A 23,543-nucleotide genomic window follows, 5' to 3' on the forward strand; every position below is an offset into this window, starting at 1 on the left:
CGCTCCCTCACTGGATCGGCACTGTCACCTGGCAGGCATAGTAGCCCTCGCTCCAGCCAGCCGTCATCCGCGCGGCGCTGCCGAAACGCCAGGCCAGCCGATGGCCGATGCTGTGCTGGGCATGGCCGGCACCGCGCGCCAGGGCCAGTCCGGGCGCCTGCGGGTCGGGCGCCGGGTTGCGCACGCGGATCTGCAGCTCGTTGCCCTCGCGCACCAGCTGCAGCTCGATGGTGCCGCCCTCGGGCAGCCGCGAGATGCCATGCAGCACGGCGTTCTCCACCAGCGGCTGCAGTACCAGGCGAGGCAGGGGAAGATTCCAAGGCAGCGGCTCATCGCGCAGCCAGCGCACCTGCAGACGCTCGCCCAGGCGCAGTGATTCAATCGACAGGTAGCGCTCGGCCAGCTCGCATTCGTCACGCAGGGTGGAATCGCCCTCGCCCGCGCCTAGGGCAGCACGGAACAGATCGGACAGGTCCAGCACCGCACGCTCGGCCACCGCCGGATCGCGATGCAGCAGGCTGGCGATCAGGTTCATGCTGTTGAACAGGAAATGGGGGCGGATCCGCGCCTGCAGCGCATCGGCCTGTGCGCGTGCGTTGGCCTGCACCTGCGCGGCCCAGCGGTCACTCACGTAGAAATAGCGCAGGGCCAGCGCGGTGATCAGCGCGGTGGTGGCCGCGCTGCCCAGCGTGAAGCGCCAGAAGCTGATGCCGCGGGCGAAGTTGTCGCCCAGCACCGCGTACAGCGCATGCACGATGCCGGCGCAGATCACCGCGATCAGTGTCGCCAGTGCGATGGCCGCCACAGCCCCCAGCACCTGCGGCAGCCTCGACAGCGCCTGCCGCAGCAGGCACAGGCTGGCGGTCACCGCCAGCGCAAGCCACAACGCGAAGCCGCTGGCCGACAGCAGTTCGCCGAAGGTCCAGTGACGGCTACCGTCGGGCGCCAGCGCCAGTACCACCACCACCAGCTCGGCCAGGCCGAGCATCGCCGCCAGCCGCGGCAGGCGGCACAGTTCCGGCATCCACGGCGGGGCGCTGGCCGGTGACATGGCTCAGGCAGCGCCCAGGCGTTCCTGCAACCAGTCACCCAGCGCCTGGATTTCTTCGGCGCAGACCTGGTGGGCCATCGGATAGCTGTGCCACTCCACCTCCAGGCCCATCGCCTGCAGGGCCTGCGCGCTGTGTACGGCCACCGCCTGCGGAATCACCGGGTCGCTGCTGCCATGGGCCATGAACACCGGCACCTGCACCGCACCGTCAGCGCGCTTGGCGCTCTCGGCCTCGGGCAGGTAGGTGGACAGTGCAATCAGGCCGGCCAGTGGCGCCGTGCGTGACAGTGCGGCGGTCAGGATGATCGCGCCACCCTGCGAGAAACCGGCCAGGAAGATCTTCTCCGGAGCGATGCCGCGCTCGATCTCACGCGCGATCAGCGCATCCAGCTGCAGTACCGAGTCCTGCACGCCGGCCATGTCGGCGCGCGAGCGGAAATCCATGCCGACGATGTCGTACCAGCCGCGCATCGGCACGCCGTTGTTGATCGTGATCGGCCGCACCGGCGCATGCGGGAACACGAAGCGCAGCGCTGGCCAGTGCGGACGCACCAGCTCCGGCACGATCGGCGCGAAGTCGTGACCGTCGGCGCCAAGGCCGTGCAGCCAGATCACCGACCACTGCGGCGAGGCGCCGGTTTCCTGTTCCACCGTTTGCAGCATGATGTGGCTCCTTCAAGTTCGAGCCGCATTATGCCGCTGCCGCAGGGCGATCAGTACAGCGGCGGTTGTTCGGCCGCTTCCCGGCGCAGCTGTGCAGCGCGTACCAGCACCGGCGGCGGGATGTTCTCTTCGGGGATATCGAGCAGGCCAAGCCGATGCAGGAAGGTACCCGGCCCGCGCGATGACGTCAGCGCCACCACCGGGACCGCCAGCACCATGCCGATCACCACCGGCGCCATCCACGCGGCCAGCGACGGCGATACGGCCCAGGCCAGCACGCCCATGAAGGCACCGAATACGCCGAGGCCGCCATAGCCGCGGATCAGCGCCAGCCACGAGATACCACCGTCGTCACGCTGCTGCGCGTCCCAGCCGGAATCGCGCCCGGACAGCACTTCGGCGACGCCGCGCGACTGCACGTACATCACCACCGGCGCCATCAGCGCGGCCAGTACGGTTTCCACCAGCATCGAAACGAACGCGCGGATCGCGCCACCACAGCCACGACGGTCGACCGGCTCCAGAAGCATTGCCAGGTACCCCAGCACCTTGGGCAGCAGCAGCACGGCCATGGTGGCAGCGAACAGGCGAACCACCTGTTCTTCGTCCTGTGCGCGCCAGTAAACGCTGGGCGACAGGTGCAGCAGGGCGTTGAAATCAATGCCTTCCTGGAACAATGGAATGGCGATGCCGATCAGCATCAGCATCGCCCACATCGGCGCGGTGAAGTAATGGCCGATGCCGATCAGCATGTGCGTGCGGCTGATCCAGTGCAGGCCACGGCTGCCGACCACCTTGCCGTGTTGCAGGTTGCCCTGGCACCAGCGGCGGTCGCGCACCAGCAGGTCAGTCAGTGTCGGAGGGCCTTCCTCGTAGCTGCCACCCAGGTAGGGCACCATGTGCGCGGCCCAGCCACCACGCCGCATCAGCGCCGCTTCGACGAAGTCATGGCTGAGCACATGGCCGCCGAACGGCTTGCGTCCTGGTAGCGCTGGCAGGCCGGCGTGGTCTGCGAAGGCGCGGGTGCGGATGATGGCATTGTGGCCCCAATAGTTGCTCTCGGCGCCATGCCACCAGGCCACGCCACGCGCAATCACCGGCCCGTACACGCGGCCACCGAACTGCTGCATGCGCGCGAACAGGGTACGGCCACCGATCACCGACGGCAGGGTCTGGATCAGGCCGACGTCGGCGTTGTGTTCCATGCCGGCCACCAGGCGCACGATGCTGTCGCCGGTCATCAGGCTGTCGGCGTCCAGGATCAGCATCTGCGGGTAGGCGCCGCCGAAGCGGCGCACCCAGTCGGCGATGTTGCCGGCCTTGCGCCCGCTGTTGTCGCCACGGCGGCGGTAGAACAGCCGCACCCGGCCATCAGGTACACGCTCGCGCAGTTCGGCAAACACCTGTTCCTCGGCACCGGCGATGTCCTCGCGGCGGGTGTCGCTGAGCACGAAGAAGTCGAAGCGGTCGAGCTGGCCGGTGGCCGCCACCGACTCGTAGATCGCCTGCAGGCCCGCCAGCAGGCGGCGCGGGTCTTCGTTGTAGGTTGGCATCAGCAGCGCGGTGCGGCTGTGTACCGTAGGCAGCGGCTTGTCCGGATCGATGCCCAGCCGGTAACCCCGGTCGAACACCGCCGTCAGGAAGCCGGCCACGGCACTGGCGAACGACAGCGCAATCCAGGCGAACAGGCCGACGAACAGCACCAGCAGGCAGGCTTCAAGCACGCTGATGCCGTTGGCCGACAGCACCCGCCACATCATCCGGGTAGCGATGGCGGTCATCGCCAGCGTGCCGCCGAAGATGTAGAACCGGCGCAGGCCGATCAGCCGCGGCGAGGTGCGGTGGCGTCGAACCTTCAGATGGCCCTCGCGCAGGGTCTGCTCGGGCATCTGCAACGGCGATTCCACCGGCAGCAGCGCCCAGCCGGCATCAAGCCGGGGCGTATCCGCTTCCGCATGGATGGTCTGCACCCCCATTGCCGCCTACTCCGCGCGGTCGGCACGGCCGGCCATCCCGGCCGGGCTGCATGCACCAAGGTTCCCGGCGCGCTTTCCCGGCGCCCGCACTTGTCCTGGCTGCGTCGGCCTCACGCCGCGCAGTCGCTGTCTGTCACTACCGGAACCCACACGATCTCCAACAGGGCGGAATCGAAAATGCGGCCCAGTCTAGGGCGCCGGATGTAAGCCGGGTGCGAAGGCCTACGCCGGGATTTATCCCCATTCAGCAAACAGCAGGCGAGTCTGGCAGCCAGGTATCGGATGTCACCTCGTCGCCTCCTGTGCTGGATCGTAACAAATGCGAACGGTTATCATTTCATGAACCAGGCAGGTTGCCGTCGTCCGCACGGTCAAAACCCACCCAGCTGCGCCGGTTCCAGCTCCGGCGCCGTACGACCCATGGAAGGGAGCTGCCCGCTGTCTGCGTGCGCCTGCTGCCTCCATCGGGTCTCCCTCCTCCGATGGAAGCCATCATGCCCCTGTCCCGTTCCCGTCCCGCGCGCCCGCCGCGCACCCGCTTGGCCAGCGCCCTGGCCGCCGCCTGCCTGCTTGGCCTGCCCGGCATGGCTGCCGCAGAGGCCAGCGCCGATGCCTCCACCACGAATCTGGATACCGTGGTGGTTACCGCCTCGGGCAACCAGCAATGGATCAAGGATGCCCCGGCCAGCATCAGCGTAATCAGCCGCGAGGACATCGAACGTCAGCCGGTGCACGACCTGGCCACCCTGCTCAGCCGTGTGCCGGGCGTGACCGGTGGCCTCAGCGCGGTCGGCGAGCAGTCCAAGATCAAGCTGCGCGGCATGCCGTCGAACTACACGCTGGTGCTGGTGGACGGCAAGCGCATGGGCAGCTCGGCGTCGACCAACTACCGCCCCGACCTCGGCCGTCAGGATCTGAACTGGATCTCGCCGGAGCAGATCGAACGCATCGAAGTGGTGCGCGGGCCGATGTCGTCGCTGTATGGCTCCGATGCCATGGGCGGGGTGATCAACATCATCACCAAGCGCATCGGTGATGACTGGAGCGGCAGCGCCACCCACAGCTACACCCGCCCCGCTGACGGCAAGCGCGGCGATACCCAGCAGATCGGCGCAACGTTCTCCGGCCCGCTCGGCGAGCGCTTTGGCCTGCGCATCGGCGCCAACAGCATGCGCCGCGATTCGGACCGCTCCAACGGCGGTGTCTACGGCAATGCCTATGCGGGCGAGAAGGACCGCAATGTCGACGCGCTGCTGCAGTGGAACCTGAGCGACGCACAGGCGCTGTCGCTGGAAGCCGGCCATGGCGTGCAGCAGACCTTCATCGATGCGTCGCTGGAAAAGCAGGATGAAAGCGCGTGGGGTGCCAGTGAGCTCAAACGCAGCTCGCTGGCGCTCAACCACGATGGCAAGTGGAGCTTCGGCAATTCGAAGATCAGTGCGTACTGGACCGAGTACAGGAACAACATCGGTGCTACCGGCCGTTCCGAAGCAACAGATACGATCATCGAGGGCAACCTGACCACGCCGTTCACCCTCGGCGTTGAACACCAGTTTGCCGTGGGCGGCCAGTGGAAGCGCCAGGAACTGACCAACACCGATACCATCGGCCGCGCGCCGATCGACTATGCCGGCAATGCCGTCAGCGGTTCCGATCTGGAAGTGGATACCTGGGCCCTGTTCGTAGAAGACGGACTGAAGCTGCACCGCACCCTGGCACTGACCCTGGGCGCGCGCCTGGACCACCATGAGAAGTTCGGTGGCCACGTCAGCCCGCGCGCCTACCTGGTCTGGCATCCGGCCGAGCAATGGACCATCCGCGGTGGCGTTTCCAAGGGCTTCCGCGCGCCCAGCCTGACCGAGAACTCGCCCAGCGCCGCCACCCAGTCCGGGGGCCGTGGCTGCACCTCGCTGATCCCGCTGGGCTATACCCGTGGCGGCTGCTACATGGCCGGAAACCCGGACCTGGACCCGGAAACCAGCACCAACCGCGAGATCGGCATCAGCTTTGGCAACGACCTGGTCGATGCCGGCCTGACCTACTTCCACACCGACTTCAGGAACAAGATCGAGTACGCACCGCTGGGCAGGTTCAACGGCATCTGGTGGACACGGATGAGCAACGTGCAGCGCGCACGCACCAGCGGCATGGAAGGCAACCTCAATTTCCGCTTCGGCGAGCACTGGCGCTGGCGCACCTCGGCAACCTGGATGAAGGAAGCCAAGAACCTGACTACCGGCCGCAACCTGATCGATACGCCGGAATTCTCCGGCTATTCGTCGCTGGACTGGACGCCCAACACGGTGTTTTCCAGCAGCCTGTCGGCGCAGTACACCGGCAGGCAGACCGGCACGGCGACGACCTTCCTCAAGGCCTACGCGCTGTATGACCTGACCGCAGCGCTTAACGTCAACGAGGTGCTGGCCCTGCGCGGTGGCATCAGCAACCTGGCCGACAAGACGCTGTATGCCGAAGGCTCCACCGACTACTTCGTCGCTGGGCGCAGCTACTTCCTCAGCATGACCGCACGGTTCTGAGCCGCGCGCGCGCCGTGATCGCGCTGGCGTGATGCCAGCGCGATCAACGGTGGCGGATTACTCGCTTTCCAGCGCGGCCGGCGCCGCGTCCCGCGTGGCGGCCGTGCGCGCACGGTCCATCGCCACCGCCAGTTGCTGGCGCGCGAGCAGTTGTTGTGCCTGCACCACTTCAGGTGTCGGCAGGAGCACCGGCCCCGGTGCGTTTTCCGGTGTAGCAGCTGTGGTCATGCAACCTCCATGGACATCCCGCCGCCGCCGGGGTCAACCGCGGCGGCAGCGGAACTGCGCACCCTAACCTAAAAACAAGGCGGGCGGGTGACGGTGCGGCGCCGGGCCGCAGCCGTCGGAACAAGGCAGGCGTCACATTTTTGACGGCAGCGCTTGGATCCTGAATAGGACTTGTCCTATCATGAAAACGTTTTCTCACAGGGATGTTTCCCCAATGAATACCACTGACCTGTCCCAGTTCAGCCCGAAGTGGCAGTTCCGCTTCAACTTCTTCCGCCAGCACGGCGCCCCCAAGAACCCCGGCTTCAAGCAGGCCTGGAAGGCGCTGTCCTTTGGTGACCGCCTGAAGATCAACCTGAACTTCTTCGCGCTGTTCTTCGGCGCCATCTACCTGCTGATCCTTGGCATGTGGCGCAAGGCACTGGTGGTGATCGGCATCAACATCGTACTGGCCATCATCACCATGTTCCTTCCCGACGTTGTCGGGCGCATGCTGTTCATCGCCATGAACCTGCTGGTCGCCTCCAGCACCAACTACAGCTACTACCTGGAGAAGGTGGAAGGGCGCACCAGCTGGAACCCGTTTGAAGGCATGTTCTGAGCCATCAGACCTGCGCAGGGATGCGCGGCAAGGATGCAAGCGACGCCCGGCCTCCGCCGGGCGTCTTCGTTTTCTGGCTCAGGCCGCGCGGCGTGCCGTGGCCATCGGCCCGGCCTGCAGGCGGAAGCGCGACACCGCCACCGCCAGCTGCTCGGCCTGCTCCTCCATCGCGCGGGCTGCTGCACTGGCTTCCTCCACCAGTGCAGCATTCTGCTGGGTGGTTTCGTCCATCTGCACCACGGTCTGGTTGACCTGCTCGATGCCGGCCGACTGTTCGCGCGAGGCGGCCGAGATCTCGGCCATGATCTCATTCACGCGGCCGACCTGACCGACGATGTCCTGCATGGTGCGTCCGGCACCGTGCACCAGCTGCGCACCGGCTCCGACCTGTGCCACCGAAGCGTCGATCAGCTCCTTGATCTCCTTGGCGGCACCCGCTGAGCGCTGCGCCAGCGCACGGACTTCGCTGGCGACCACGGCGAAGCCACGGCCCTGCTCGCCGGCCCGCGCGGCTTCCACCGCCGCGTTCAATGCCAGGATGTTGGTCTGGAACGCAATGCCATCGATCACCGAGATGATCTCGGCGATGCGCTGCGACGAGGCTTCGATCTGCTGCATCGTCTGCACCACCTGGCTGACCACCTCGCCCCCTTCGCTGGCCACGCCCGCTGCGGAACCGGCCAGCATGTTGGCCTGCAGCGCGTGGTCGGCATTCTGGCGCACGGTGGAGGTCAGTTCCTCCATCGACGCGGCGGTTTCTTCCAGATTGGCGGCCTGCTGTTCGGTGCGGCGCGACAGGTCGCTGTTGCCGGCCGCGATCTCGCCAGCGGCCAGGCGGATGCTGGCCGCCGACTGCTGGATCTGTCCGACGATCTGAGTCAGCTGCTGCACGGTGCTGTTGGCATCGTCGCGCATCACCGCGAACACCCCGTGGAACTCACCCTGCATGCGCGCAGTGAGGTCGCCGGCGGCGATCGCGCGCAGCAGCGTAGACAGTGCAGCCAGGTTGTGGTCGCTGACCTGCATCATTGTGTTCAAGGTCTCCACCATGCGGCGGAAATCATGCTCGAAGCGCAGCGCATCACCGCGCACGGCGAAATCACCGGCAGCGGCGGCGGCGGCCAGCTGCTGGATCTGCTCGTTGATCGCAGCCAGGTTGCCCTTGGTGGTTGCCATCGCGGCGGTGAATGCCGCCTTCTCGCCCGGCAGCGCTTCCATGTCCACGCTGAGGTCGCCCACGGCGTAGCGCTGCATCACCTCGACCAGGCGCTGGGTGACCGCATTGCTGGAGGCCACCAGCTGGTTGCTGTCGGCCACCATGCGGCCGTACTCGCCCGGGAACGCCGCAGCATCCATGCGGTAGCTGAGTTCCCCGGCATCGTGGCGGCGCGCCATTTCGGCCTGCGCAGCCATCACTGACTGCAACTGCCCACGCATGCCCTGCATCGCGTCCAGCAGTCGCCCCACTTCGTCGTTGCTGCGCGCCGGCAGCGTGCTGTCCAGCTTGCCGGCGGCGACATCACCGGCCACGCGCACCGCTTCGGCCAACGGGCGGATCGCCAGGCGGCGCAGCAGTACATGGACACCGGCGCTGAGGCTCAGCGCGGCGATCACGCCGACCAGCAGGGTCAGCCACAGCAGCTGGCGTGCCTCAGCCACGATCACCGCGTGCGGCATCACCACGCCCAGGGCAAAACGCTGCGGCGCATCGCCGACCCGCAGCGGTACATACACCCGCACATTGCCGGCCGCATCCGGAGTGAAGGCCTCGAACGGACGGTCGGCGGCAATGTCGGCCAGCATGCTGCGGGTCTGCGCGTCGCTGCGCGGCTTGCCGATCTCGGCGGCATTGGCCGAGGCCAGCACCACACCCTTCGGCGACAGCAGTTCGACACGACCGGCCCCCATCGGCTTCAGCGTGGCCAGGTGCTTCTGCAACGCCGCCAGCGAGAAGTCCACGGTGAACACGCCCAGGAATCTGCCGTTCTCGATGATCGGCGTGCTCAGGGTGCTCATGAGCACCTTCTGGCCGGCGATGTCATAGGCGTAGGGTTCGCTGACCTTGGGCAGCTTGTCACGGCTGGGCCCCATGTACCAGTCGCCCGATCCGCTGGCGGTCTCGGTGTAATCGGTCATCACCGACTGCTGCGGCTTGCCGTCCTGCCAGGCCCAGTAGCTCATGTAACGGCCGGTGGCATCGTGTGCTTCGGTATTGACGAACTCCGCATCCTTGCCGTCGAAGGCATCGGCCTCCCACATGGTGCTCTTGCCGAGCCATTGCGGATGAGCACGCAGCTGTTCGCCGAGCACCGCCGCCAGGCTGGCGCGGTCGGGCACGTCGCCACGGGCACGCTGGGCCAGCACGCTTTCAACCATGGCATCGTTGCTGGCAAAGGCGGTGCCCAGGTCAGCCGCCACCTGGCGCGCCTCGGCGTTGGCCTCGCTGGTCATGGTCTGGCGCGAGGCGCTGATCAGACTGGCGCTGGCCTGCCGGTAGATCAGGAACGCGGTCAGGCCGAAGCACAGCAGCGCGATCACAGCGGTGCCCAGCATCAGCTTGTGGGCGATGCTGCCCGGGCGTTGGGCAGTGGCGGAGCGGGAAGAAGGCATGGGAGGGTCCGCAAGGCAATTCAGGACGACCGGCGTCACGAGGACACCGCGCAGGCGCGCGATCCGTCGCGCAGGCCACCGGCCGCCGGGCCGCGCCCGGTGCACGAGGCACACCGGGTTTAGCGGCCGGCCGCCATCGAGATTGAGGCCAGCGGCCTGCACATTCCTGAACCTGCTCAGGGTGGGCTCGGTGCCCGCCCCCTGCGACCATCTCATTCGGCGACCCGATCCTTGATCCACTCCGCCCTTGGCAGCACCTCGATGCTGCCGGCGGCGTACTGCTGCAGCACGTCGTCCGGGCCGAAGCGCGGCTGCCAGCCCAGCACGCTGCGCAGGCGGGCACTGTCGTAGACGCGATCGATGCTCAACGGCAGCGGCCAGCCCCGTCGTTCGAACTCGGCCAGCAGCTGTGGCGCGCGGCGTGCCAGCACGCTGCGCGGGTGGGTGGCCAGCTCCAGGCAATCCTCACGCCGGAACGGCGTCGGAGCGCACGCGATGTAACGCGCGAAAGCGGCGCCTTCGTCCAGCAGCAGTGCAGCATGCGCGCTGGCTACATCACGTGCGTCGATACCGCGGTGCAGGCGGAACATCGCCATGCGTTCGGGCGGCTCGGGGAAGCAGCGGGCCATGCGCAGCACGCGCACGCTGAAGGCCGGCGCCGCAGCGGCTTCGGCCAGTGCTTCGGCCTGCAGCTTGGTGCGGTGGTAGATCGTGCGCGGCAACGGCTCGGTGTCTTCATCGATCCAACGGCAGCCACCGGCGACCACGGCGTGGCCGTACAGCGCGGTTGTACTGGTCAGCACGAATCGCCGCGCCCCGGCTTCGCGTGCGGCCTGCAGCAGGTGCGCGGTCGCCTCCACGTTGATCTGGTGGAACACCCCGTCCGGCACCAGGCCGACGTGGGGTGCGTGCAGGGCGGCGGTATGGATCACCGCGTCAACGCCCTGCACCGCCCGTGCGACAGCCTGGTGATCGGTGACATCGGCAATGATGCGGGTGGTGGCGAATGGGCTGCGATCCAGCCCCACCACTTCGTGGGAGGCCGCCAATGCGCCGAAGATCGCGCGCCCGATCCGCCCGGAACTGCCGGTCAGCAGAATCTTCATTGAGTCCATTCACTCGAAGCGCCCGGGAACTACCGGGATGCCTCGATTCTAGGCACGCTGCATGTCGTCTGCGATAGGGCGCAATTGCAATTGTGCGTTCATTCCCGCGAGGCCGATCGGGCCAGCAGCTGCCGCGCGACGAACAGCGGATCGTCACCGCCTGCCGCGTCGGGCGTGACACCGGTGCGTTCCCAGTTGGTTCCGGTATGTAGATTGATCGGCTGCCGATCGGGAATGCTGATCTGATAGCCATCCGGCAGCAGCACAGGATCATCGACCATGTGTGCAGCGCCGCCGCTGCGCGTGCCGACAATGCGTGCACGGCCCAGCGCCTGCAGCGAGTAGGCGACGAACTCGGCAGCCGACGCGGTGCGGCGATCGATCAGCACGACCAGCGGCTTCAGGTAAGTGGGCAGGCTTGCCGGCGGCAGTGGTACCAGCGTGCGCCGCCCGCGCTGGTCCAACTGCTGCACCGCGTCGATCTTCGCGTCCAACAGCGTGCGCACCAGCAGGTCGGCACTGCCGTCATCCCCGCCGCCGTTCTGGCGCAGATCCAGCACCAGGCCATCGGTGTCGGCCAGCAGCTCGAGGGCGGCGGCGAGTTTCGGCCGGGCCAGATCCAGCGGATAGAATGTGCTCAGCCGCAGGTAACCGATGTTGCCCTCCAGCACCCGTACCTCGCGCACGCCAGCGCCATTGCTGCGCGCATCCGCGCGCCATGCCATCAGCCAGTCGTCCTGGCCGGCCGTTGCGTCCACGCGCTCTACATGGAAGTGGCCATCGAACGTGTCCAGGTCCTGGTTCAGGCGTGCGCTGAAAGCCTTCGGATCCGAGCAGCTGTCCACATAGCGCTGCTGGGTGGACCAGCCGCGCACGGCTTCGGCAATGCGTGCGCCTTCGGCCGCATCCAGGTACTGCGCCTCTATCGCCGTGGCCGCTGCCTGCAGCACGGCGTCCTGCGCCGGGCAGGCGGCCGCCAGCAACGCGCCAAGCATCCACGAAACCGTCATGATCGCCTCCGTCGCCTTGATGATATATAAGTGCTTATATATCATTGTCATCATGGATCTCCAACGTGCAACTCTGGGAACGCTGCTGCGTGCCCTGCTCGACCAGCTCGACCAGCTCGACCCGGCGGTCGAGCAGGCCTACCGGGATCTGCAACTGGACTACCGGCCGCGCTACACCCCGGTGCTGCGCACGCTGATGGTGCAGGGCCCCTGCCGCATCAAGGATCTGGCACTGGCCTGCGGGCTCAGCCACTCCGCGCTCAGCCAGACGGTTTCAGCGATGGTGCACGACGGCTGGCTGCACGCTGCGGTGGGCGAGGACAGCCGCGAACGCATCCTGCAGTTGAGCCCGCACGCCCTGCAGGCATTGCCGGCGCTGCAGGCGCAGTGGCAGGCTACGGAGCTAGCGGCCCGCAGTCTCGACGCCGATCTTGGACAGTCGTTGGAACAGGTGCTGCGTGAGGCATTGAAGGTGCTGGAGCAACGACCGTTCGCGCAACGCCTGCGCGACGCCCGCCTGCGCTGATGCAGTGCGTCGGCGACACCCCGCGTGTTCGCCGGTGGTGGTGGTCCTGGCATTCGCCTGAATGGAGGACTCATCAACCACGTGCGCATGCCGGGTGAAGACCACGGCGGGGATGGCGACCTCGGCTTAGCACGCACTGGCCAAGCATTGGCGCTGTCGCCGACCACGGCGCCGCCCATGCAGAAGGATACTTCCCATGACTGAGCAGAATCACCGCTCCAACCGGGGCTTCGCCTCGATGGACCAGGCCAAGCAGCGCGCGATCGCTGCCAAAGGCGGACGTGCGGCGCATGCCTCCGGCAATGCGCATGAGTTCAGCCGCGATGAGGCACGTGCGGCAGGCCGCAAGGGCGGCGAGGCGATCAGCCGTGATCGGCAGCACATGGCCGCGATCGGGCGCGAGGGTGGGCACGCGCGCCACGCCAACGCGCGCCAGCAGCAGCAGCAGCAGCAGCAGCAGATCGAGCATGGTGGAGAGGCTCCGCACCGCCAGCAGAAGTGATCATCACGCGGCCAGGCCGTTTCCCGTCGGCGGTGCCATCCTGCAGCCACAAGCTGGGCCAGGGTACCGGCCGATGCCATCGCCCAGCCGACGCCGACGGCCGTGCCACTGCGGTACCACGTAAGCATCCGCGGCGCGGCGTGCATTGCGCCCGGTTGCGCGATAGGCGCACGCGCGTGTCCTGCCAGCCCCTGTGATGTCGATTGCCACGCAGGGTCGGCCTGTCACGGGGTAGCAGGCGGCGTTGGAACCGTCCTGCTCAGGTGTGCACGAGGATGTTCAACAGCCGCCCGAATGGATCGCGGACAAAGAAGCGGCGCACGCCCCAGGGTTCATCGACCGGCCCATACTCCAGCGCGATGCCGGCCTTACGCATGCGCTCCAGCACCTGCTGCAGGTCGTCCACCTCGATCGACAGGTCCGGCACCGCGGCGCCGGAACCGCCTTCACTGGCAAAGCTGACCTGCGCCAGCGCACTGCCCTGCCCGCCATGGGTGACGATCCAGCCATGATCCATCACCACGGGCATGCCAAGCAGCTCGCCATAGAAGGCAGCGGCCCGTTCCGGCTCAGCCGTGGCGATGTTGGCGACGACGCGTTTGACGGCCATGGCATGCTTCCGTTGGACAGGGCCCATCCAGACTGCCCGACCTTCCACGGAAACAGAAGAGCCCCGTCAGTGACGGGGCTCCCACACGGCTCAATCGGCGCGACTCACACGCCCATGCACAGATCGACCACGCAGGTATTGTACGCCTGCTGGCATTCCCCAGCGTCGGCCCCACTGGCCAGGCACATCTGGTAGGCCCGCCAGCAGGGCGCGTCGCAAGGCTCGACAGGGCCCGCCACCGCCACCGAACCGGTACACGCCAGCGCGAACAGCGCCGCCACGATCACTTTCCTGACAGTACGCATCACCATCACTCCCTGATAAGCCTGGTGAGCCCAGGCCGGCTCACGGTAGCGGGGGAGCCGCGAGGCAACGTGAACACCGGCGTCACGCCACCTTAACGCGTTCATAAAAATTCCTTCACACTACTGGGGGTGATTGGCGCGCTGCGGGGTTAACGGCGTTGTTGTCCGTCAACCAAGGAATGTTGTCCGATGAATCACCCGCAGCACGGCTGTTCGTCCCACTCCCGCTTCCCGCTGCACAGCCGCCTGGCGTTGGCCGTGGCCAGTTCGCTGTTGCTGGCTGCAGCGCTTCCCGCCATGGCCAGCGAGTCACTCGACGCTTGGCAGCAGCAGCGCCAACTGCAGGCGGCATGGGCGCAGCCCACGTCGATGGCGAGCGCGTCGGCCGGCGCCAACGCAGCGGCCGCAACACCCACGGCAGCAGCCAGCAGCACGTCGCTCCTCGGTAACGCAGGTGATCCGGCCAGTTGGCACACGGAGGAATTCAACGCCGACTGGGGCCTGGCGGCGACCCACGCCGACGACGCCTATGCGCGTGGCCTGACGGGCACCGGCATCCGCCTTGGCGTGTTCGACAGTGGCACCGGCCTGGACCATCCGGAATTCGCTGGCAAGAACCATCGCAGCATCCACATCGCCGACGTGCTCGCCGATGGCACGCGCTGCACCAACACTGCACAGCTCACTGGCCCCGGCGCCTGCTTCTCAAGTGACGGCGACGACGTGCAGGTCAGCTACGTCGGGTTCAACGCAAACGTCCCGCAGAACATCCGCGATCTGATCCTGGCGGGGCCCTATGTACAGCCCGGTATCGGCTACGAAGTGCACGGCACCCATGTTGCCGGCACCATCGCTGCCAACCGTGATGGCAACGGCATGCATGGCGTGGCCTTCGGCGCCGATCTCAGTGTGGCCCGCCTGTTCTTCAACAGCGCCAGCGAATGGCAGCGTACGGCGACCGGGTATTCCGTAGTCTCGCTGGGCAGCGTCGGGCCGGATTCGTCCGCCGTGGTCGACATGTATGCGCAGATGAATGCCCAGGGCGTGCGCGCGGTCAACCACAGCTGGGGCCTGAGCAAGGAACCCGATGCGGTGCTGATGGACCGGATCTACAACGATCCCGATTATCGCGACTACCTTGCCACTTATGCAGATGGATCACGCGCCAGGGGAATGATCCAGGTCTGGGCGGCAGGCAATTCGCCGGCGCGCGGTGCTGCGGCTCCTGTATCGGCCAGCCCGATCGCCGGCATGTACGCCACCCTGCCGCGTGCCTTCGCCGACATCGAAAAATACTGGCTCAGCGTCGTCAACGTTGGACAGGATTTCACCCTCAGCCTGACCTCCAACAAGTGCGGGCTCAGCGCCAACTGGTGCCTGGCGGCCCCGGGTTCCAACATCAACTCCACGGTCTACGGCGATGACTCCGCCGTTGCGGCGTCGTTGGGCGTTGATGCCAACGGCAACCTGTCGCTCGACGTCACCCAGCGCGTGCCAACCTACAGCTACGGGCTGCTCAGCGGCACGTCGATGGCCGCACCGCACGTCACCGGTGCGCTGGGCCTGTTGTTCGAACGCTTCCCCTATCTGGACAGCGCGCAGGTCCGCGACGTGCTGCTGACCACCGCGCGTGATCTTGGCGCACCCGGCATCGACGAGATCTACGGCTGGGGACTGATGGACCTGCGCAAGGCCATCGAAGGCTACGGCTCGCTGCGCGTGGACACCAACGTGGTGATGAACCAGAAGGCCGGTGGCCTGAAGGTGTGGGAAGGCGATGCCTGGGATGACTGGACCAATGACATCGGCGGCCCCGGCAAGCTGACCAAGTCCGGCATCGGCTGGTTGCGCCTGAGCGGTGACAACAGCTTCAACGGCGCGGTACTGCAGGACGGTACGCTGGAACTGAACGGCGCCAACGCGCTTACCGCGGCGGTCGAAGTGCAGGGCGGCCAGTTCCTGCTCAACGGCAGCCTGTTCTCCACCGCACTGACCACTACCGGTGGCGTGAGTACGGTCAGCGCCAGCGCCGTGCTGAAGGACAGCAACCTGAGCGTCAACGGCGGCGTGGTGTCCTTCAACGGCACGCAGACCGGCGGCACCACCACGGTCGGTGCCAACGGCCTGCTGAAGGGTGTCGGTACGCTCGGCACCACCCAAGTCGACGGCATCATCGCGCCCGGCAATTCAATCGGCACGCTGACCATCAACGGCAACTACGTGCAGGGCGCAACCGGCGTCTATGCCGCCGAACTTGCTCCAGGCGGGCGCAGTGACCAGTTGCACGTGACCGGCACCGCCACCCTGGGCGGTACCCTGCTCGCGCTGCCGGAGCCGGGCACCTATTACCTCGGCGAGCAGTTCAATTTCATCCGCGCCGACGGCGGTCTCAACGGGCAGTTCGCGAAGACCGACTTCAGCGCGTTCTCGCCGTTCCTGCAGTTCAGCCTGGCGTACGGCGCCAACGGAGCACGCATCGACGTGGCCCGTGGTGCATCGCTGGCCAGTGCGGCCACTACGCCCAACCAGCATGCGGTTGCGGCGGCGGCCGATGGCCTGGCGATCAACCAGGGCCTGCCCAAGCCGCTGACACAGCTGTTCCCGCAGCAGGTCGGTGCCGTACTCGACGGCCTCAGCGGCGAGCTGCACGCAGCCACCTCGCTGGCGCTGGTGGAAGGCAGCCGTCATGTCCGTGACGCTGCGTTGTCACGCCGTGCCGGCGCAACCGCACCGGGATCCGATACGGGTGACGCCACCGGTGCCTGGGTGCAGGCACTGGGCGGCAACAGCAGGCTGGATGGCAACAGCAACACCGCGCGCACCGATGCCAACAGCAATGGCCTGCTGGTGGGCATCGACCGCGAGTTCGATGGCTGGCAGGTCGGCGTGCTGGCCGGTACCGGCCGCACCGACGTGAAGCAGCTGGAGCGCCGTGCCAAGTCGAAGATCGACAACACGCACGTCGGCGCCTATGCCAGCCACGCCTGGGGCGGCTTCGGCCTGCGCGGTGGCGTGGCATGGAGCAAGCACAAGGTGAAGAGCACGCGCGATGTCGGCTTCGCCGGCTTCAGTGACAGCCTGAGCGCGCGCTACAACGCGCATGCGCGCCAAGCGTTCATCGAAGCGGGCTATCGCTTCGGCAACGCGGAAGGCGGGTTGGAGCCCTACCTGCAGGTGGCTCGCGTGGAAGTGGACCTCAAGCAGATCAACGAGCGCGGTGGCGCGGCGGCGCTGCACGGCGAGGTGGACGACACCGGCACCACCACCGCTACCGCAGGGCTGCGCTTCGACAAGGGCCTGAAGGCATCATTCCAGCAGGACAGCTGGCTGCATCTGCGCGGTGGTCTGGGCTATCGCCGCGCCTTCGGAGACCGCAGCCAGGTGGCCAACCTGGCCTTTGCCAACAGCAGCACGCCCTTTGCAGTCGAAGGCGCACCGATTGCCGAGAACGCTGTCGTGGCCGAGCTGGGCCTGTCGGCGTGGCTGACGCCGCGGCAGCAGCTGGAGCTGGGCTACAGCGGCCAGTTCGGCAGTGAAAGCCGCGACCATGGGGCCAGTGCTCGCTGGTCCATCCGCTTCTAAACACGTGTTCTCTTGACGGGTTGGGGCGGCCTTGCGGCCGCCCCTTTTTTGCCCACCCCCAGCGCTATGCGCGACGGCGCAGGGCGGCGGCACCTGCCAGGCTGGCAAGTGGCAGCAGCAACCCATAGGCCACCAGCGGCCACACGGTATCGCCGGGTAGCACAAGGATCACCAGCGTGCCGATGCCTGCCACGATAAGGCTCTGCACTGCGTAGTACAGGGCCACCGCCGCACCCGACGCATCGGCGAAATCACGCAGCGCACCGTTGGCAGCCACTGAAACCACCATCACAAGCCCCACCGCGATGCCCCACATGGGCAGCACCACGCCGATCAACGAGGGACGCCACGCGGCGGCCGACGCCATCAGCAGCGCCCCGGCCACCATCACCCACAGGCCGCGCAGGAAGGTACCGCGCACGTTCCAGCGCCCAATGCACGCGTTCGCCATCCGCGCCGTGACGATCATCACCAGTGCCACCGTCGCGAAGGCCAGGCTGAACGACAGCGGCGAGTACTGCATGCGCCCGACCAGCAACCGGGGCGCGACTGAGAAGAACACGAAGAATGTGCCCATGCCCGCGCTGAAGCCCAGCGTGTAGACCCAGAACGCGCCGCTGCCGAGGATGCGTCGTGCCGCCGGTCGCGCCCCGTCATGGCACTGCGGGCGGGTTTCGTGCCAATGCCGCACCGCGCGCAGGCCGGCGATCGTGCCCAGTACGCCGAGCAGAACGAAGATCGCGCGCCAGCCGACGGCACCAGCCAGCAGTGCGCCCAGAACAGGCCCCAGCGCCGGCACGAAGGCCAGCATCGAAGCGAACAACCCATACAGCGAGGCGCCTTCGGGTGTATCGGCATAGACGTCACGGACCGTGGCGAAGGTCGCCACCAATGCCGCCGACGCTCCTACCGCCTGTACGGTTCGCCAGGCCAGAAAAGCGGCGCCGCTGCCGGACAGGGCCAGCGCAAACGACGAAAGCGCGAACAGCAACGCCCCCAGCAACAGGACCGGGCGTCGCCCGATGCGGTCGGACAATGGACCAAACAGCAACTGGCCCAGCCCGAGCGCCAGCAGGTAACTGCTCAACGTGAGCTGCACCAGCGTCGGGGATGTCTGCAGTGCCTGCGGCATCACCGGCACCACAGGAAGATAGACGTCCAGGGCCAGCGAGGCCAGGAGGTCGAAGGGCGCCATCAGCACAATGGCCGACGGCAACGGGTGGGCCCAACGCGGGGCCTTTCGATTGAACATGGGGAGTCTCCGCCCGGAGTGATCCGGCGGCGATCCATCCACTTCGCGTGCATCGCAGGGATGATCACCGCAACAACGTCTGCATCGTTGTTGCGGCTCAGCGAACTGTCTGCGGACCGTTCCCGTTGCTCATGGTGTTGATCGTTGGCGGTGCGGAACCGGTGCAAGTGTAGCAGCGACCGGTTCAGGGTGGCCGGGGCAGCGGTGCCGCCCCGGCCGCGGCGACCCTGGGGAGTGGGCCGCCGCTGATCGTCAGGCCGCCTTCATCGCATGCTTGCGCGCGCGCATCACGTTGTGGCACTCCTGCACTTCGGGCAACAGCTGAGTGACTTCCTGGCGCACCGCCGGCGGCAGTTCATTATCCTTCAGCACATCCTTGAACGCGCCCAGCAGGCGATCCTCGGACTCTTCCAGCTCGGCCACGTAGCCATAGTTGGTATCTCCGAACGCGGCGCGGACCTTGCCGTAGAACTGCTGCATCGAACCCACCACGGTGCCATGCTCGGCCGGCTTGCCGCCGCTGGCAGCCACCGAACCGCTCAGCGCCGCGACGATGCGGCCCTTGACGCCGGCGATACGGGTGAACAAGGCCGACAGCTCGGCATCCTTCACCTTGGTTGCGGCCTCTTCGTAGAACGACTTGCCGTCGCGGGCGATCTCGATCAGGTCGTTGAGGCGGTGTTCGATGGTGGACTGGGTGCTCATGGCCTTGCTCCTGTATCTTCGTTTCAGGGGGAGAAAAGCAGCCTCGACTGCGCTGCCTGCGGTTCCACTGTGGACATGCTCGTGTGGTTCGCGGGTGAGCAGCGATTGATATGCACATCACTTCACCCAACCCGCACTGACTGCTTCACGCCACAGTGGCGCGTGGCTCACATCGAGCGGTGCTGGCCAGCCTCACCAGGGAACGAACAGGATGATCAGCACGATCACCACGACCGCGGCGAGCGCTCCCATCAGTACGTTTCTCTGGCGCCAACTGGGCTTCGGTTTTCCGGGGGTATTCATGCCTGCTACCTGTCTCTGCGGATGACCCCGGCAGACTGATGGATCGGCGGCGGTACGTGCGTGCAGGACGCGTGCAGGTGACGTGCAGGGCGCCGCCATCGATGTCGATTTCCGGGACGCCCGCTCGTCAGATCATCAAAGCCCTTCCCTCACCACGCGGACTGCTGCCATGACCGCCATCCTCACCGCCTTCGCCACCTCTCCCGACCGCGGCCAGGGCTTGGCCCGTGACATGCGCGTTCGCTGGGCGCTGGAAGAGCTGGACGTGCCCTATGACGTGCAGCTGCTCAGCTTTGCCGAGCTGAAGCAGCCCGCGCACCTGGCACGCAATCCGTTCGGGCAGATTCCCACCTGGCAGGAGGGCCACCAGGTCCTGTTTGAATCCGGCGCGATCGTCCTGCACCTGGCCGAACAACATTCCGGCCTGCTCCCGGTTGATCCGGATGCCCGCATGCGCGCGGTCATGTGGCTGTTTGCCGCACTGAACACGGTAGAGCCGCCGATTGTCGAGCGCTCCATGGCCTGGGTGCTGGAGCGCGAGCAGCCGTGGTACGCACAGCGGCTGCCGATGCTGGATGAGCGGGTTCGGGCGCGATTGGCGCAACTGTCAACATGGCTGGCCAACGCGCCGTGGCTGGACGGCGATTTCAGCGTGGGCGACCTGATGATGGTTTCGGTGCTGCTGCGTCTGAAGAGCAGCGGGCTGCTTGACGAGTATCCGCTGCTGGTGGCCTATGTGGCACGGGCAACGCAGCGTCCCGCCTATCAGCGCGCGTTTGCTGCGCAGCTGGCGGTATTCCAGAACGGGTAGTTCCGCGCCATGCGTGGAAATACTCAGCGCAAGCTGCGCCGGCAGGCGGCCTGCACCAGCATCAGCTGCGCCACCAGGATCAGCATCGCGCAGCCGGACAGCAGCCACGGATCGATGTACCACTGCGCGTTGAAACTGAAATCACCGGCGGAAATGCGCTTCCAGCCGTTGAAGTGCTGCATCGCTGCGACCACGAACGCGAAGCCACCGGCTGTGTACGACAACCAGGGCACGATGAGGCTCCCCGGGCGCGCGAACAGCGTGAGCAGGCCGAGCACGCCGATGACCGTGCGCTGCACGCGGCAGTACGGGCAGACATAGGCCATCCCGCTCCATTCCACCGCCCAGGCCAGCAGGCTGACCAGCACGGCCGCGCCTGCCGCGGCGTGCAGGACTTTCGGCGTGATCATCATGCCACTCTCGTGTGCCATCCCGTGCTCCTTGGTTGAAAGACCTAGGCAGGGTAGCAGTGCTGCAGCCTCATCCCTTCTTGATGACGGTCCGCTTGCCGATGGTGCTGGTCTTGCCAGCGGTCGGCCTGGCCAAGCCAGGAATCAGGAAATCGGTGACCTTGTGGCCCATCGACACCTTGGACGCCAACCAGCGCGGCATGCGCCCGCGACCGGTCCAGGTCAGGCGCTTGTATTCCGGGTCGCGATACTTGGGCGCGACTTTGCCGGATTTACGGCGGGCGGGTTTGCGGGCGGGCGCAGGTGTTTCCGAGGCTTGGCCGCCAAAGAGTTCTTCGATGGTGTATCCGGCTTCGGCGGCGGCGGCCTTCAGCATCCGGCGCACCGCACTGGCCGGACGGCGGCTGGAAATCAGCTGTTTCCGCCGTTCAGCGGCAACCACCAGGGCACCCAGCTCGCGAAGGCTGAGCGATTCAATATCGATCGTCATGCGGGAAAGGTCTACTGCAGCGCGGCAGCTGTCAAGGCGCCCTGCCCGGCGCGTAGACACGGGCTTCACCGCCGGTGGGCTCCGATCGCCTGCGTCGGCCATCTCCGAGGACCTCGACGTGAGCACTTCATCGCATTCGCTCGCCTACCTGCTTGCACGCATCCTGCTGATGGCCCTGTTCCTGGTGTCCGGGCTGGGCAAGCTCGGTGATCTCAGTGGTACCCAGGGCTACATGGAGGCAATGGGAGTTCCCGGCATCCTGCTCTGGCCGACCATCGCTTTCGAAATCGGCAGCGGCCTGTGCATCCTGCTCGGCTTCCAGACCCGGCTGGTGGCGGTCGTACTGGCAGGTTTCAGCCTGGTCACCGCTTTCATCTTCCACCACAACTTCGCCGATCAGACCCAGCAGATCATGTTCCTGAAGAACCTGGGCCTGGCCGGTGGCTTCCTGCTGCTGGCCTGCACCGGAGCCGGGCGCTACAGCATTGATGGGCGTGGGCGGCGCGGATAAGCAGGCTGCATGCCGCCATCACCCCTGGCCCACGGGCGGGACGCGCTGCAGACGCAGGTTTCGCCATGTCGGCTGGGAGCTGCGGAAATCCACCGCTTCGCCATCGCTGGTGAACAACAAGCCTGGCTCCACTTCGGTGACCAGGCGGATGCCATTGATGTACAGCCAGCCCTGTCGCTGCTCCAGCACAACGGACATCGACGGTTTTCCCCACTGGTCGATGCGATAGCGCCCCAGCCAGGGTTGCCAATGGGGCGCCTGCGGCCCCGTGGGCCCATCGATGGGATCGTTCTGGTCCAGGCCGTCCTCGCCGTTGCTGCATTCCAGGTGCGCCGGCAGCATGTCCGTCGCCGCATGGTAGCGGTACGTCGCAACTTCTCCATCGGTGTCCACGGTGAACAGTTGGTCGCCGTCGATGGCCGCAAAACGGCCGCCCACAGCTTGCGCCCCACGATGCAGTTGCAGTTCACCGCTTCCGGCAACCACGATCTTCGCCTTGCCGCTGCGCCCGATCCAGCTTCCCGCCATCCGCTGCACCTGGTCCTGGTTCAACCTGATCGGCGCCAGGGAAGACAGGGGCACACGCGGCTGACGAGGCCCGAAACGCGCCGACAACAGCTGATCGAGCAGACGCTCGCCAATGCCGTACCCCGCAGACGTCGCGCGATTGAACATCGCGGCAAATCCAGCGTTTGCCTGCCTGCAGTAGGTGAACACGCACCCGAACCCGAAGCCCCCGCCGCGGTGGTGCAGCAGCCTCACCGATGTACTGCCGTAGAGGCGTTCGCTGCGCATGACACCGAGCCCGTAGTCACCGCCCAGGCCGAAACCATGCATCTCGTCCCAAAGGTGAGGCTCGAGCAGTTGCTGCGCACCGGATCGACCGCCACCGAGCAGGAAGCCAAGATACTTCGCCATGTCGGCGGCACTGGTCCAGACGCCTCCCGACACCACCAGCGGCGTCACCGGCGGTACCTGCGCATGGCCTTCCTGGGTTCCCAGTGCCCGCCCCTTGCTTGCCAGGTAGATCGAGGCATCGGCCGTACTGTCGTGCATTCCCAGCGGCTCGAAGATCCGGCGCTGCAGCCAGGCCGGATAGCTGATGCCCGCAACCTGCTCAATGACATGACCGGCAAGGTCGAAGCCCAGGTTGGAGTAGCGATAGCGCGTACCCACTGGAAAGCGCAGCCATGTCTGCGAGATGCTGCGGACGTGCGCATCAAAGCCCGGCGACGCCGGTTCGTAGTTGTTGCCCAGTGGCGCCTCGTGCGTGAATCCCGCGCGATTGGCAAGCAGCAGGCGCAGGCTGATGCGCTCCTGTGGAGCATGCTCGAAGCGGCTGCGCACCGTGAACGACGGCAGATAGCGGGTAATGGGCACGTCCAGATCAAGGATGCCGTCCTGCACGGCCAACAGCACCGCCACCGCAGCGAAATTCTTCGAGGTGGACTGGATGCTGAACATCGTGCTGGCGTCTACGGCCGCGCTGCCCTGGCCTGATACGTGACCGAAGCCTTCAGTCCAGCGCACCTGCCCGCCTTCGACCAGGCAGACGGCAGCGGCACCGATGCCGCTGCCGTCCATGGCCGAGCGGATCACGCCGCGTTCCGCGTCGATCAGGCTCCCGGTGGTGACGGTTGGCTGCGCCACCGCAGCAACGCCGGTGGGCATGAGCGTGGCCGCCGGAGCGGCAGCAGCGTTGGCCAGGAAGGCGCGACGACTGAGCGTACCAGGCATCAGATCACTCCACTTCG

At 66.6% G+C, this 23,543-nt stretch carries 21 protein-coding genes; 7 read left to right on the forward strand and 14 right to left on the reverse strand.

Annotated features, from left to right (window positions below):
- Positions 1-7: 7 nt before the first annotated feature.
- Genes AC5P9W_RS01315 through mdoH form a run of 3 tightly spaced genes read right to left on the reverse strand, consistent with a single transcriptional unit; the run spans position 8 to position 3,690 of the window.
- A complete protein-coding gene (locus AC5P9W_RS01315) occupies positions 8-1,051 on the reverse strand; it encodes a sensor histidine kinase (RefSeq protein ID WP_021204095.1) in 1,044 nt (347 codons plus the stop codon).
- 3 nt (positions 1,052-1,054) lie between these two features.
- Positions 1,055-1,714, reverse strand: coding sequence for an alpha/beta hydrolase (locus AC5P9W_RS01320; protein ID WP_019660747.1), 660 nt, complete (start codon positions 1,712-1,714; stop codon positions 1,055-1,057).
- A gap of 50 nt (positions 1,715-1,764) precedes the next feature.
- Positions 1,765-3,690 (reverse strand): glucans biosynthesis glucosyltransferase MdoH, encoded by a 1,926-nt coding sequence (mdoH, locus tag AC5P9W_RS01325; protein ID WP_019660748.1) that lies wholly within the window; start codon positions 3,688-3,690, stop codon positions 1,765-1,767.
- A 494-nt stretch (positions 3,691-4,184) separates the two neighbouring features.
- On the opposite strand from mdoH, the gene AC5P9W_RS01330 reads away from it, so the two are divergent.
- Positions 4,185-6,227 carry a TonB-dependent receptor domain-containing protein gene (locus AC5P9W_RS01330; protein ID WP_197575114.1) on the forward strand — a complete coding sequence of 681 codons (2,043 nt, stop codon included), beginning with the start codon at positions 4,185-4,187 and terminating at the stop codon, positions 6,225-6,227.
- 57 nt (positions 6,228-6,284) lie between these two features.
- Here AC5P9W_RS01330 and AC5P9W_RS01335 read toward each other — a convergent pair whose 3' ends face one another.
- Positions 6,285-6,455, reverse strand: a complete 171-nt coding sequence (locus tag AC5P9W_RS01335; RefSeq protein WP_021204097.1) for a hypothetical protein — start codon at positions 6,453-6,455, stop codon at positions 6,285-6,287.
- A 214-nt stretch (positions 6,456-6,669) separates the two neighbouring features.
- Between AC5P9W_RS01335 and AC5P9W_RS01340 the strand changes: the two genes are divergently transcribed.
- Positions 6,670-7,056, forward strand: a complete 387-nt coding sequence (locus tag AC5P9W_RS01340; protein ID WP_019660750.1) for a DUF2628 domain-containing protein — start codon at positions 6,670-6,672, stop codon at positions 7,054-7,056.
- A 78-nt stretch (positions 7,057-7,134) separates the two neighbouring features.
- Here AC5P9W_RS01340 and AC5P9W_RS01345 read toward each other — a convergent pair whose 3' ends face one another.
- The 3 genes from AC5P9W_RS01345 to AC5P9W_RS01355 form a co-directional block, all read right to left on the reverse strand.
- On the reverse strand, positions 7,135-9,666 hold the full coding sequence (locus tag AC5P9W_RS01345; protein WP_329866106.1) for a methyl-accepting chemotaxis protein: 2,532 nt from the start codon (positions 9,664-9,666) through the stop codon (positions 7,135-7,137).
- Between the two features lie 212 nt (positions 9,667-9,878).
- Entirely contained in the window at positions 9,879-10,772 is an 894-nt protein-coding gene (locus AC5P9W_RS01350) for an NAD-dependent epimerase/dehydratase family protein (RefSeq protein ID WP_019660752.1), read from the reverse strand.
- Positions 10,773-10,870: 98 nt separating this feature from the next.
- Complete coding sequence (locus AC5P9W_RS01355; RefSeq protein WP_111098711.1) at positions 10,871-11,782, reverse strand: S41 family peptidase; 912 nt, start codon at positions 11,780-11,782, stop codon at positions 10,871-10,873.
- Positions 11,783-11,834: 52 nt separating this feature from the next.
- On the opposite strand from AC5P9W_RS01355, the gene AC5P9W_RS01360 reads away from it, so the two are divergent.
- Both AC5P9W_RS01360 and AC5P9W_RS01365 read left to right on the forward strand, forming a co-directional pair.
- On the forward strand, positions 11,835-12,308 hold the full coding sequence (locus tag AC5P9W_RS01360; protein ID WP_188249651.1) for a MarR family transcriptional regulator: 474 nt from the start codon (positions 11,835-11,837) through the stop codon (positions 12,306-12,308).
- A gap of 196 nt (positions 12,309-12,504) precedes the next feature.
- Entirely contained in the window at positions 12,505-12,810 is a 306-nt protein-coding gene (locus AC5P9W_RS01365) for a KGG domain-containing protein (RefSeq protein ID WP_019660755.1), read from the forward strand.
- Positions 12,811-13,069: 259 nt separating this feature from the next.
- Here the strand turns inward: AC5P9W_RS01365 and AC5P9W_RS01370 are convergent, their stop codons facing one another.
- Together AC5P9W_RS01370 and AC5P9W_RS01375 are read right to left on the reverse strand one after the other, a co-directional pair.
- Positions 13,070-13,420 carry a VOC family protein gene (locus AC5P9W_RS01370; protein WP_058978719.1) on the reverse strand — a complete coding sequence of 117 codons (351 nt, stop codon included), beginning with the start codon at positions 13,418-13,420 and terminating at the stop codon, positions 13,070-13,072.
- 104 nt (positions 13,421-13,524) lie between these two features.
- On the reverse strand, positions 13,525-13,725 hold the full coding sequence (locus AC5P9W_RS01375) for a hypothetical protein (RefSeq protein ID WP_031270690.1): 201 nt from the start codon (positions 13,723-13,725) through the stop codon (positions 13,525-13,527).
- A 189-nt stretch (positions 13,726-13,914) separates the two neighbouring features.
- On the opposite strand from AC5P9W_RS01375, the gene AC5P9W_RS01380 reads away from it, so the two are divergent.
- Entirely contained in the window at positions 13,915-17,307 is a 3,393-nt protein-coding gene (locus AC5P9W_RS01380; protein WP_206621552.1) for an autotransporter domain-containing protein, read from the forward strand.
- 64 nt (positions 17,308-17,371) lie between these two features.
- On the opposite strand, the gene cml is transcribed toward AC5P9W_RS01380, so the two are convergent.
- Together cml and AC5P9W_RS01390 are read right to left on the reverse strand one after the other, a co-directional pair.
- Positions 17,372-18,559 carry a CmlA/FloR family chloramphenicol efflux MFS transporter gene (gene cml / locus AC5P9W_RS01385; RefSeq protein ID WP_329866108.1) on the reverse strand — a complete coding sequence of 396 codons (1,188 nt, stop codon included), beginning with the start codon at positions 18,557-18,559 and terminating at the stop codon, positions 17,372-17,374.
- A 252-nt stretch (positions 18,560-18,811) separates the two neighbouring features.
- Entirely contained in the window at positions 18,812-19,264 is a 453-nt protein-coding gene (locus AC5P9W_RS01390; protein WP_005419568.1) for a PA2169 family four-helix-bundle protein, read from the reverse strand.
- A gap of 472 nt (positions 19,265-19,736) precedes the next feature.
- On the opposite strand from AC5P9W_RS01390, the gene AC5P9W_RS01395 reads away from it, so the two are divergent.
- Complete coding sequence (locus AC5P9W_RS01395) at positions 19,737-20,378, forward strand: glutathione S-transferase family protein (protein WP_058978725.1); 642 nt, start codon at positions 19,737-19,739, stop codon at positions 20,376-20,378.
- A gap of 23 nt (positions 20,379-20,401) precedes the next feature.
- Here AC5P9W_RS01395 and AC5P9W_RS01400 read toward each other — a convergent pair whose 3' ends face one another.
- Both AC5P9W_RS01400 and AC5P9W_RS01405 read right to left on the reverse strand, forming a co-directional pair.
- Complete coding sequence (locus tag AC5P9W_RS01400; RefSeq protein WP_019660761.1) at positions 20,402-20,809, reverse strand: hypothetical protein; 408 nt, start codon at positions 20,807-20,809, stop codon at positions 20,402-20,404.
- Between the two features lie 49 nt (positions 20,810-20,858).
- Positions 20,859-21,278, reverse strand: coding sequence for an H-NS histone family protein (locus tag AC5P9W_RS01405; RefSeq protein ID WP_019660762.1), 420 nt, complete (start codon positions 21,276-21,278; stop codon positions 20,859-20,861).
- Between the two features lie 118 nt (positions 21,279-21,396).
- Here AC5P9W_RS01405 and AC5P9W_RS01410 point away from each other — a divergent pair, with 118 nt between their 5' ends.
- Entirely contained in the window at positions 21,397-21,789 is a 393-nt protein-coding gene (locus AC5P9W_RS01410; protein ID WP_019660763.1) for a DoxX family protein, read from the forward strand.
- Positions 21,790-21,807: 18 nt separating this feature from the next.
- On the opposite strand, the gene AC5P9W_RS01415 is transcribed toward AC5P9W_RS01410, so the two are convergent.
- Positions 21,808-23,460 (reverse strand): serine hydrolase domain-containing protein, encoded by a 1,653-nt coding sequence (locus AC5P9W_RS01415; RefSeq protein WP_495218650.1) that lies wholly within the window; start codon positions 23,458-23,460, stop codon positions 21,808-21,810.
- Positions 23,461-23,543 lie beyond the last annotated feature (83 nt).

The sequence above is a fragment of the Stenotrophomonas sp. YJH_SMC_33 genome, from assembly GCF_059372295.1.

Excerpts from the sequence above, each read along its gene's own strand:
- AC5P9W_RS01315 (WP_021204095.1), bottom strand. The coding sequence starts at position 1,051 with ATGTCACCGGCCAGCGCCCCGCCGTGGATGCCGGAACTGTGCCGCCTG.
- AC5P9W_RS01320 (WP_019660747.1), bottom strand. The coding sequence starts at position 1,714 with ATGCTGCAAACGGTGGAACAGGAAACCGGCGCCTCGCCGCAGTGGTCG.
- mdoH (WP_019660748.1), bottom strand. The coding sequence starts at position 3,690 with ATGGGGGTGCAGACCATCCATGCGGAAGCGGATACGCCCCGGCTTGAT.
- AC5P9W_RS01330 (WP_197575114.1), top strand. The coding sequence starts at position 4,185 with ATGCCCCTGTCCCGTTCCCGTCCCGCGCGCCCGCCGCGCACCCGCTTG.
- AC5P9W_RS01335 (WP_021204097.1), bottom strand. The coding sequence starts at position 6,455 with ATGACCACAGCTGCTACACCGGAAAACGCACCGGGGCCGGTGCTCCTG.
- AC5P9W_RS01340 (WP_019660750.1), top strand. The coding sequence starts at position 6,670 with ATGAATACCACTGACCTGTCCCAGTTCAGCCCGAAGTGGCAGTTCCGC.
- AC5P9W_RS01345 (WP_329866106.1), bottom strand. The coding sequence starts at position 9,666 with ATGCCTTCTTCCCGCTCCGCCACTGCCCAACGCCCGGGCAGCATCGCC.
- AC5P9W_RS01350 (WP_019660752.1), bottom strand. The coding sequence starts at position 10,772 with ATGAAGATTCTGCTGACCGGCAGTTCCGGGCGGATCGGGCGCGCGATC.
- AC5P9W_RS01355 (WP_111098711.1), bottom strand. The coding sequence starts at position 11,782 with ATGACGGTTTCGTGGATGCTTGGCGCGTTGCTGGCGGCCGCCTGCCCG.
- AC5P9W_RS01360 (WP_188249651.1), top strand. The coding sequence starts at position 11,835 with ATGGATCTCCAACGTGCAACTCTGGGAACGCTGCTGCGTGCCCTGCTC.
- AC5P9W_RS01365 (WP_019660755.1), top strand. The coding sequence starts at position 12,505 with ATGACTGAGCAGAATCACCGCTCCAACCGGGGCTTCGCCTCGATGGAC.
- AC5P9W_RS01370 (WP_058978719.1), bottom strand. The coding sequence starts at position 13,420 with ATGGCCGTCAAACGCGTCGTCGCCAACATCGCCACGGCTGAGCCGGAA.
- AC5P9W_RS01375 (WP_031270690.1), bottom strand. The coding sequence starts at position 13,725 with ATGCGTACTGTCAGGAAAGTGATCGTGGCGGCGCTGTTCGCGCTGGCG.
- AC5P9W_RS01380 (WP_206621552.1), top strand. The coding sequence starts at position 13,915 with ATGAATCACCCGCAGCACGGCTGTTCGTCCCACTCCCGCTTCCCGCTG.
- cml (WP_329866108.1), bottom strand. The coding sequence starts at position 18,559 with ATGTTCAATCGAAAGGCCCCGCGTTGGGCCCACCCGTTGCCGTCGGCC.
- AC5P9W_RS01390 (WP_005419568.1), bottom strand. The coding sequence starts at position 19,264 with ATGAGCACCCAGTCCACCATCGAACACCGCCTCAACGACCTGATCGAG.
- AC5P9W_RS01395 (WP_058978725.1), top strand. The coding sequence starts at position 19,737 with ATGACCGCCATCCTCACCGCCTTCGCCACCTCTCCCGACCGCGGCCAG.
- AC5P9W_RS01400 (WP_019660761.1), bottom strand. The coding sequence starts at position 20,809 with ATGGCACACGAGAGTGGCATGATGATCACGCCGAAAGTCCTGCACGCC.
- AC5P9W_RS01405 (WP_019660762.1), bottom strand. The coding sequence starts at position 21,278 with ATGACGATCGATATTGAATCGCTCAGCCTTCGCGAGCTGGGTGCCCTG.
- AC5P9W_RS01415 (WP_495218650.1), bottom strand. The coding sequence starts at position 23,460 with ATGCCCACCGGCGTTGCTGCGGTGGCGCAGCCAACCGTCACCACCGGG.